Below are 9,097 nucleotides of genomic sequence, written 5' to 3' on the forward strand. Positions count from 1 at the left end.
CAGCCGAGTGACTCGGCTGGAGGTCCGCACGAAATCCCGGAGCGCCGATCAGGCGGAGAGGCGGGCCGCCAGCTCCTTCGCCGTGGCGGCGGCCGCCTCGTGGGCCTGGGCTCGGGAGGCGTCGGCCGCTCCGACCAGGTCGGCCATCGCCGGGACGGTACGGGCCAGGGTCAGCTCGGGCACGATGACGTCGACCACCTCGAGGCCGAGCAGGCCGCTCAGCACCTTCTCCAGGTAGTTGGCCGCGAACTCGAAGCCCTCACGCGGGGTGCCCGGCCCGTAGGCGCCGCCGCGGCTGGCGACTACGGTGACCGGCTTGCCGGCGACGGTGGAGTTCTCGCCGCCGGTGCGGCCCATGATGATCACCTGGTCCAGCCAGGCCTTGAGGCTGGAGGGGATCGTGAAGTTGTACATGGGAGCGCCGATGAGCACCGCGTCCGCCGCCTCCAGCTCCTCGACCAGCTCGGTACGCAGGGCGAGGGCGGCCTTCTGCTCCTCCGTCTGGTCGGCCGGGTCGGTGAAAGCTGCGGTGATGCCGGCGGCGGAGAGGTGCGGCAGCGGCTCGGCGGCGAGATCGCGGTACACGACCTTGCCCTCGGGGTGCTGCTCCTCCCACGCCTTGCGGAAGGTGGCCGTCACCTCGCGCGAGGCGGAGCCGTGGGAGAGGGCGGAGGAGTCGAGGTGCAGCAGGGTGGCCATGGGAAGCTCCGGCGTTTCGGAAGGATCTTACGTAGCTATTGATAACACAGTCACTTACTTTTTTGCAGCTCTGCACGGCGACTACCCTGGAGTACATGCCGAACCACAGCGAGCAGGCCTGCAGAACAGTCGACGAAGGCGTGACGCGCGTCTTCCAGCTCTTCGGCAAGCGCTGGACGGGCCTGATCGTCGCCACACTGCTCCCGGGCCCCGCACACTTCGCCGACCTGCGGCGGGCCATCCCGGGCATCAGCGAACGCATGCTGTCGGACCGGCTCACCGAACTCGGCACGGCGGGCCTGGTCCTGCGGGAGGTGGACGCCGGACCGCCGCTGCGGGTCTCCTACCGGCTGACCGAATCGGGGAGGGCGCTGGAACCCGCCCTGGTGGAGCTGGGGCGCTGGGCGGCCGAGCATCTGAACGGCGGCGGACCCTGCCTGCGCGAGGCATGAGCCGCCTGCTGCAGCTGTGCGACCTCGTCGCCGCCGTCGCCCCGGCGGAGCAGTGGCCGGGCGGAGCCGACGGCCGGCGCACCGTCGTAGTCGGGCCGGCCGAAGCGGCCGAGGACACCGCCTGCCGCCAGCTCCCGCTCGGGCGCGGCCCTGCGCTGAAGGCAGCCCGGGCTCCGGTGCGCGCGGGTGACGCCCGAAGGCACGCCGAGCAGGATCCAGCCCTACGGATGGCTCACGTCTAGCCTCGCTGGCGAGAGTTCGCTGACGAAGGGCGGAATCGGTGGATGACTTCCGAGAGCGCCGACGGGCGACCGCCTGGCTGCTGCGCCCGGGCGCTGGCGACTCGGGGGATTCCGCCCGGGATCCGGTGGTCGGGGCCGCCACCAGGCATGCCGTGCTGGCCGCGATCGGTGATCCCGGCTCCATGGCGGCCGGGGCGGCAACGCTGTACCGCTACGTCTCCGGCATCGATCAGCAGGCGCGCCCGCTCGATGCTCAGGAGCTGCAGGAGCTGCGCGACCCGATGGCCACGGTCTTCTTCCAGCAGAACAAGTACCCGATGACGGTCCAGGACCTCCTCGCCGGCCTTCCGCAGCCGACGGCCGCGGCGCCCCAGTCCGTCTACCTGATCAGCGAGGCCGGGCAGATCCCTCCCGGGGTCGACCTGCCGCGTGACCTGCGGTTCGCCATCACCCGCGCCGTTCAGGGCCGGGAGGTGGACCTGCTGATCAGCACCGGAGCCGACAGCGACCCCGCGACGACCTTCCTCCAGGTCGCCGCCTGGGACCAGGCCGCCGGGGTCTTCAACTACTACATGCGGATCAGTCCGGCCTGGGTCTGGGCGGGCAACTCTTGGTCGGCCCTGGCCTCCGGTTCCCGTGGGAACGGGTGCTTCGACAGCCACATCAACGGCAGTGTGGTGATGAAGGAGTTGAAGCTTCCCTGGATCAACTGGCAGTCCCAGGCCGCGACGATCCAGCTCGCCCCGGACGACCAGCTCCGCGGCAATCCGCTGTACCAGCAGGTCATCGGCGGGGAGAGTCTCGAACTCACCGTCCGCTCGCTCATCAGCCGTTGGACGACCGCGCGCCTGGCCGCCGTCACCCGAGGCGGCAGCGTGGCGCAGCCCGACCATCTGATGCGCCATCTGTTCACGAGTACCACGGTGAACCTGGCGAGTTCGGCGACCCAGAGTTCGGTGATCACGGCGTCCGGCGGGGACCTGGCGCTGCCGGCGGGTTTCTGGTTGAACAAGGACGCCCTGCTTGACGACCTCGCCCTCCCCGTGAGTTCCGCCCTGCCCATGGCGCCCGCCGCCCTCTACGTCGCCGGCCTGTCCGCCTTCGGATTCCACCTGGAGGAGAAGGCGAGCGGGTTCTCCCAGCCCGGCGACACCTTCTTCGCCTTCGTGGTGCCGGAGGCCGCCTACGAGGACAACGACGTGGTGCGGCAGCTGGTGCGGCAGGGCGTCATCACCGCCAAGTTCGCCGCCTGCGCGCTCATGCTCGACTTCACCAACCCGGTGTTCAGCCCGGCCCGGGCACAGCTGATGGCCCACGTGCCCAGCACGCCGACCGCTGTCACGGCCCTGCAGGACCACATCGTCCAGGCGATCTCCCAAGCCGCCGCGAACCTGCCCGCTCAAGGCCGGGTCGCGAAGCTGATCCGCACCTCGGCCGGCTTCGACGACTACGTGCGGCTGGCCGAGTCCCGCCGCCGCGACTTCAGGTCGATGCGGCTCAACGAGTTCGAACTCACCCTGCCGGTCACCAACATCCCCCCGGACGCGTCCGGTCTCCAGATGCTCGAGGACGGCACCGTCGCCCCCAGGCCGTCCCAGCCGTCCCGCGCCCCGGGCGAAACTCCGCCCGCCGGTCCCCCTTCAGGGAAGGATCCCTCTTGAGCACCATCAACTCCTACGGCCCGCCCGGAAATCTCGACGATCTCGACGACACCGGGCTGAAGGCCTGGAACACGTTCATCGGCGACAGTGTCGACCAGGCGATCAAGGGGCCCGATCCCTCGCAGGTCCTCAACGACAGCCCCCGCAGCCAGTTCTACGACCTCGTCAAGACGGACACCGCCGCCGACGCCCAACCGGCCACGGTCACCTGGACGGCCTTCCCCCGCCGGATCAAGGTCCACTCGCTCAGCGACATCCAGCGGTGGCAGCGCGCCGATGCCAGCCGGGACGTCCAGGACGAGTACTGCGAGTGGAGCGTCACCCGCGATCCCGCCTCGGGGAAGATCACCAAAGTGATGTTCACCTGCGAGGGCCCGGAGTACTGGAGCCTCCTCGCGCAGTCCGACCCGGCCAAGGTCCTCCAGCTCTACCAGACCCACATCAGCCCCGATGTGAAGCACGGCGACCTCTTCGGCGCCACCGGCACCTACCAGCCGCGCAACCAGTGGAACGACTCCACGAGCCACGGCGCCATGCACCTGATCCAGGCCAACAACACCCTCGGTGCCGAGATCGAACTCGCCGCCGCGGCCACCATCGTACGGAACATCAACGGCACGGAACTGACCACCGACCAGGACCTCATCCAGTGCAGCCGGTACGGAGAGCCGGAACGCAACAGCGACCCGCACATCGGCGGGGCGGTTAACGCCCTCGCCCGTCAGAAGGCCGACATCGCCCTCGCCGACCCGGTCGGCCTCTACTTCGACGACCTGAAGACCGACGGCTGGGCCACCCCGGACGGCTCCGACCCCAAGAGCTACTGGACCCGCCAGCGCGGCGACGAGTCCCACCCGGTGCGGTTCGTCTACGAGGTGCCCCGGGACAAGGGCTTCACCGTGGGCGACATCACCGTCAACGGCACCCCCATCCAGTACGGTGCGCAGATCGCCGACTACATCACCATCAGACTGACCGCGGTCGCCTGCCGCTTCGGCCAGAGCACCACCCCGCCGAAGACCGCGTGCCTGCAACTGGCCACCGCCCCGGCCGGACCGGCCGAGGCCGCCAGACACATCAGCTCGCTCTCCTCCCACGGCTACCACGCCGCCCCGCACCCCGCCTCCCGCACCCGTCGCCGCTGACCCCCTCGTCCCGGGCAGTTGCTCGCACGCGCGGGTGGCCCGGCCGTCCGAGGTCCCACCTCCCGGCCGGTCTCCCCCGCCCGACCCGCATTGGCCGGGTGCGCCGCCGTCACCTTCGACGGGTGAGGCTGCGCACCGGCCCACGCGGCAGAGCCGGCGCGTCACTCCCGCCTTTCGACGACCCCCGTCAGGCGTCGTCCTGCGGGACGGCCTGCAGGCGGTCCAGTTCCGTCTGGGAGAGCCCCAGCGCACCGGCGGCGAGGTTCTCCGCCAGGTGGTCCGGCTTGGAGGTGCCCGGGATCGCCAGCACATGCGGCCCACGGTGCAACGTCCAGGCCAACCGGACCTGCGCGGGTGCCGCAGCGTGTGCGCGGGCGATCTCCGGCCTCCTCGGCGATCATTCAGCCGATCCTGCGGTCCGGCGGAGCTGGCAACCCGCGCATACCGGCCGGCGCCAGCTCCCTCGGTTCGCTCCGCACGGACCGAACCTCGGTGCCTTGAGGCTCGGCTCCGCTTCTCAGGACCGGACGACCCAGTACCGGCTGTTCCCGAAGACGTCCTCGCACTGGTAGCTGCGATCGGGATCCTGGTCGTTGTAGCGGTCGGCGGCGGCCTCGCAGGTTTCCTCGTCCCGGTAGCCGTCACCGGTGCTGCCACCGTCCCAGAGGCACTTGCGCGGCTCACCCACGTGGGTGGGCGGAGCTCCCGGGATGCAGTCGCGGTCGACGGCGTGGGCGGCAGTCGGGGGGGTGACCGCACCGAACAGGCCGACCGCCAGAGCGGCGGTGAGCACCGCAAGGATGACTCGCTTCATGGACGACACCTCTCACTTGGGAAGTCGTTCCTCCATCGGCATCAGCGGGGGGCGACTTGAGACCGATCGCTGTGGTGGACGGCAACATCGTTGCTCGGCGCTCACGGCTGTTCAGGTGATCCACGAGCCGGTGACGCCCGGTCGAGCCGCTTCCGAAGTGGCCTGCGGAGCAACGATGGTGACCAGCCGGAGGCAGTACGGACGGTCACGGGTCGCGGTGGTTCCGGCGAGTCACGGGCGGCAGCTTGGAGACCGCGTTCCGCAAGGGCGCGGTCGGCCTGACAAGCTGTCCTGGTCCGGATGCCGCCCGGCGTCCCTCGACCAAGAGGAGGTCCTGTCATGGGTGTTGCTGGAATGCCGCCGGAGCACGGCCCTGCGTCGATGGCTCGGCACGCACCCCCCTTCGACCCGGAGCTGCGGGCCGTACTGGCGGCCATGGGAGAGGAGGCGAAGGAGCCCGTCACCCCGGAGGGCCTCACTGCCAGGCAGGAGCGGGATGCTGTGGCCCGGCCCAGACCGACGGTTCGGGAGCTCCAGGCCGACGGCCGGTTCGAGGTGGAGGAGTTGCGTGCGCCGGGACGGGACGGGAGCGAGGTCAGGCTCGTCAGCGCACGGCCCGCCGGGATCGCCGGGCCCCTGCCGCTCCTGTACTACATGCACGGCGGCGGGATGATCACGGGCAATGCATGGTCCGTCCTTCCGCGCCTGCTTCGCGAATGGGCTCTCCCGCTGCAACTCGCCGTCATCTCCGTCGAGTACCGACTGGCGCCGCAGGCTCAGTACCCCATACCCGTGGAGGACTGCTATGCCGGACTCGTCTGGGCGGCTGATCACGCGGCCCGACTGGGCGTCGACGCGGACCGCATCACCGTCGGAGGGAAGAGTGCCGGCGGTGGACTCGCCGCAGCACTCGCCCTGCTGACCCGCGACCGCGGCGGGCCGGTTCCGATCGGTCAACTGCTCCTGAGCCCGATGCTCGACGACCGCAACGACACCTTCTCCAGCCACCAGATGGCCGGCCGCGACACCTGGGACCGGACCTCCAACGCGACCGCGTGGCAGGCACTGCTGGGCGACCTGTACGGGGCTGCTGACCTGCCACCCTACGCGGCCCCTGCTCGCGCCACGGATCTGTCCGAGCTGCCCCTGGCCTACATCGAGGTCGGGTCGGCCGAGTCCTTCAGGGACGAGGCCGTGGCCTATGCCAACGCGATCTGGCAGGCCGGCGGCGGGGCCGAACTGCACGTATGGCCCGGCGCCTTCCACGGATTCGACACTCTCGCACCGCAGGCCGTCCTCAGCCAGGATGCCCGCGACGCCCGCTCCCGCTGGCTCCGGCGGATCGTCGCACGTTGAAGCTCCTCCGGCTCGACGGTCATGGCCGGGAAGGTCGACTGCTCTGCTCGATCGGGACGTTGGCGCGGAGGACGCGGGCGGAACAAGCAAGCCTGCCGGTGAAGGACGGCAGCCGTACCAGCCCCACAACCCACAACCCGCTTCACACGGCTCTGCCAACAACCGAGCGGGCCACGGGCTGTGGGTAGAGCCGGGGGCAGCAAGCGGACCAGCCCTGCCCACAGCCTCGGCAAGCCGTGCTGTGGGGCCGGGCAGTCGACATTCGGAGTCTCGGAGTCGACGACTGATAGGTGACTGATTCGCCGCTCGGGTGCACCGGCATACCGTCGATGACGTGACGGGGAACGAGCGCGGATCCGCTCTCGCCCCCGGGCCCGCCCATCAGCCAGGACTACCGGAGGTCGCCATGCCCGCCTACGCCGTCGCCATCGTCCACCAGGTCGAGTTCGGCCCCGACATCGTGGAGTACCTCGAGCGGATCGACGCCACCCTGGAACCGTTCGGCGGCCGTTTCCTGGTGCACGGCGGCAATGTCGAAGCGATCGAGGGCGGTTGGACCGGCGACCTGATCGTCATCGAGTTCCCCGACCGCGACCAGGTACGCGCCTGGTACGACTCGCCCGCGTATCAGGCGATCCTCAGACTGCGCACCGACCACATGACCGCGGACGTGTTCTTCGCCGACGGCCTACCGGTGGGCTACAACGGCGCGGATGCGCTCCACAAGTGACACTGAGCTGTCGCTGTACGAGGCTCGACTGTGGTGATTCCGTTCCATGAGTCAAGTCGTCTCGCACATCGGGGCGTTCGGCCGGTCCGCCGGTCGACAGCTCAACGACCGTTCGGTTCGTCGTCCCAGCGCACCTCGGTCCGCGAACCGGTGAGCCAGTCCCGCCGCAGGATGCCGTAGCCGATCGAGTCGTACAGCGCGCCGTCGTGGTCGGGCCAGGCCTCGCGGTGGTGCGCCTCCTTGACGTAGCCGCAGCCGCGGAACACCCGCCGCATCGACTCGTTGTCCTGGCGCGTGGTGCCCTCGATCCGCGTGACGTCGGGGAACTCCGAGAAGACGTAACCGGTCAGCCATTGGAGTGCCCGGCCGCCCAGGCCACGGCCCCGGTGCGCGGCGCCGATCCGCAGATCGAAGAGGGGTGTGTCGTCGTCGAGGTCCTCCAGCCGGATCAGGCCGACTCGCTCGCCGTCCTCGCTGATCCAGAAGCTCCGGGTCGACTCGCCGCCGTAGTACCCCTCCGCCAGCTTCGTCCGGACGATCTCCTCGGTCAGCGAGGCGAAGGCATGGAAGGGCCACACCTCACCGGTCAGGAACGCCACCAGCCGGTCGGCGTCCGCCTCGGTGTCGAGCCGCTCGTACGTGACAGTCATCCGATCGCCGCTCCTCCGTTCGCCCGCAGCGGGCAGCAGTACCGACATCGGAGATCCAACAGCCAGCGGTAGGCCGCCTGCCAACGGTTTTCTCATGTACGCGACGCCGGAGATGGGCAGGCCCCTGAGTACCGGCACCGGACAGGCGCCGGCCGCCCGCCGGCAGGGCAGCCGTCTCCACCCCCTACCGACCGTCGCCCGGTCAGTGGTGGTGGCTGCGACGGTGCTGGCCGGCGGTGCGGCCGGTGCGCTCTCGCAGCAGGATGCCCAGGGTGTTGGCGTTCTCGTAGCCGACGCGATGGGCGATGGCGTCGATCGGCTGGGCCGTGGTGCGCAGCAGGTGGACGGCCTGTTCGATCCGGAGGTCCTGGACGAAACGCACCGGTGAGGTGCCCAGGACGGCGCGGGTGGTGCGTTGGAGGGTGCGTTCACTGACACCGAGGGCGTCGGCCGCGTCCTTGATGGCCAGGGGTTCGTGGAGGTGGTCGCGGACCCAGCGTTCGAAGGCGGCGACCGTCGGGTCGCTCTCGGCGAGGGTGGCGGTCATCGTGTGAGCTGCCTGGGAGGGACGTTCGTCGATGACGAGGTAGTTGGCGACCAGGTCGCTCAGGGCCGGGCTGCGCCGGCGGACCAGGGTCAGCGCGAGGTCGACGTGCCCGAAGGCCGCACCTGCGGTCGTGATGCCGTCACAGCTGGTCACCATGCGCTGCTGGTCGAGGGTCACCTTCGGGTACCGGCTGCGGAACAGCGGGGCGAGCCACCAGGTGGTGGTGGCTCGCAGGCCGTCCAGGATGCCGGCCTCCGCGAGCAGGAAGGTACCCGCGCAGGCGGAGGCGACGGGGGTACGTCGGGCGCGGAGGTCGGCCAGCAGCTCGCGCGCCCGGGCCGCGTCGTCTCCGGCCGCCCAGCGCACCAGCTCCTCGGGCCGGCGTTCGGACACCGCCGGGACGAGCAGCAGGTCGCAGTCGGCGGCCTGCTCGACCGGGGCCACCTCGACCAGGTGCCCGGCACCGGTGCGGACCGTGCCGGTGAAACCGACCTTGGTGACCTGCCAGGACGGTGGCGGCTTGGGCAGCCGCTCTCGCAGCTCGTTCGCGCAACTCAGCACGTCCAGGACGGCAGCCAACCCGGAATCGAACACGCCCTCAAGCACCAGCACAGCGACACGCATGGCGGAAACGGTATCGAATCTGCCGGACACGCCACTGCCCCGGGGGGCGTACGGCCCGTAGCTTCGTGGGGGGCCGGCGAAAAGGGGGCAACACAAAAAAAAAGGAAGGAAAAAACCAACGCGAAAACCGGGCTGTTTGGCCCTCGCAAAGGCCTCCCCCAAAACGCCCAAGAGGGG

The 9,097-nt window shown here is 70.1% G+C and carries 10 protein-coding genes and 1 pseudogene; 6 read left to right on the forward strand and 5 right to left on the reverse strand.

The window, feature by feature from the left end; translation table 11 throughout:
- Positions 1–48 precede the first annotated feature (48 nt).
- On the reverse strand, positions 49–699 hold the full coding sequence (locus ACZ5ON_RS08360) for an FMN-dependent NADH-azoreductase (protein ID WP_465587362.1): 651 nt from the start codon (positions 697–699) through the stop codon (positions 49–51).
- A gap of 95 nt (positions 700–794) precedes the next feature.
- On the opposite strand from ACZ5ON_RS08360, the gene ACZ5ON_RS08365 reads away from it, so the two are divergent.
- Genes ACZ5ON_RS08365 through ACZ5ON_RS08380 form a run of 4 tightly spaced genes read left to right on the forward strand, consistent with a single transcriptional unit; the run spans position 795 to position 4,199 of the window.
- Positions 795–1,151 carry a winged helix-turn-helix transcriptional regulator gene (locus tag ACZ5ON_RS08365; protein ID WP_465587365.1) on the forward strand — a complete coding sequence of 119 codons (357 nt, stop codon included), beginning with the start codon at positions 795–797 and terminating at the stop codon, positions 1,149–1,151.
- Positions 1,148–1,393: a hypothetical protein gene (locus ACZ5ON_RS08370; protein WP_465587370.1), complete on the forward strand. Its 246-nt coding sequence runs from the start codon at positions 1,148–1,150 to the stop codon at positions 1,391–1,393. The genes ACZ5ON_RS08365 and ACZ5ON_RS08370 overlap by 4 nt, the downstream gene beginning before the upstream one ends.
- A 38-nt stretch (positions 1,394–1,431) precedes the next feature.
- Entirely contained in the window at positions 1,432–3,054 is a 1,623-nt protein-coding gene (locus ACZ5ON_RS08375) for a hypothetical protein (protein ID WP_465587373.1), read from the forward strand.
- Positions 3,051–4,199 carry a hypothetical protein gene (locus ACZ5ON_RS08380; protein WP_465587376.1) on the forward strand — a complete coding sequence of 383 codons (1,149 nt, stop codon included), beginning with the start codon at positions 3,051–3,053 and terminating at the stop codon, positions 4,197–4,199. The genes ACZ5ON_RS08375 and ACZ5ON_RS08380 overlap by 4 nt, the downstream gene beginning before the upstream one ends.
- A gap of 187 nt (positions 4,200–4,386) precedes the next feature.
- Here the strand turns inward: ACZ5ON_RS08380 and ACZ5ON_RS08385 are convergent.
- Both ACZ5ON_RS08385 and ACZ5ON_RS08390 read right to left on the reverse strand, forming a co-directional pair.
- Positions 4,387–4,578, reverse strand: a pseudogene (locus ACZ5ON_RS08385) (aldo/keto reductase); the annotation flags it as partial.
- A gap of 138 nt (positions 4,579–4,716) precedes the next feature.
- Positions 4,717–5,013 (reverse strand): hypothetical protein, encoded by a 297-nt coding sequence (locus tag ACZ5ON_RS08390; RefSeq protein WP_465587379.1) that lies wholly within the window; start codon positions 5,011–5,013, stop codon positions 4,717–4,719.
- 339 nt (positions 5,014–5,352) lie between these two features.
- Here ACZ5ON_RS08390 and ACZ5ON_RS08395 point away from each other — a divergent pair, with 339 nt between their 5' ends.
- On the forward strand, positions 5,353–6,369 hold the full coding sequence (locus tag ACZ5ON_RS08395; protein ID WP_465587382.1) for an alpha/beta hydrolase: 1,017 nt from the start codon (positions 5,353–5,355) through the stop codon (positions 6,367–6,369).
- A gap of 406 nt (positions 6,370–6,775) precedes the next feature.
- The gene (locus ACZ5ON_RS08400; RefSeq protein WP_465587385.1) at positions 6,776–7,099 is read left to right on the forward strand and encodes a DUF1330 domain-containing protein; all 324 of its coding nucleotides are present in this window, start codon (positions 6,776–6,778) and stop codon (positions 7,097–7,099) included.
- Positions 7,100–7,200: 101 nt separating this feature from the next.
- Here ACZ5ON_RS08400 and ACZ5ON_RS08405 read toward each other — a convergent pair whose 3' ends face one another.
- Both ACZ5ON_RS08405 and ACZ5ON_RS08410 read right to left on the reverse strand, forming a co-directional pair.
- Positions 7,201–7,749 (reverse strand): GNAT family N-acetyltransferase, encoded by a 549-nt coding sequence (locus tag ACZ5ON_RS08405; RefSeq protein WP_465587388.1) that lies wholly within the window; start codon positions 7,747–7,749, stop codon positions 7,201–7,203.
- Positions 7,750–7,951: 202 nt separating this feature from the next.
- Complete coding sequence (locus ACZ5ON_RS08410) at positions 7,952–8,920, reverse strand: GlxA family transcriptional regulator (RefSeq protein ID WP_465587391.1); 969 nt, start codon at positions 8,918–8,920, stop codon at positions 7,952–7,954.
- Between the last annotated feature and the right edge of the window lie 177 nt (positions 8,921–9,097).

This window comes from Kitasatospora sp. NPDC032150, assembly GCF_055579945.1.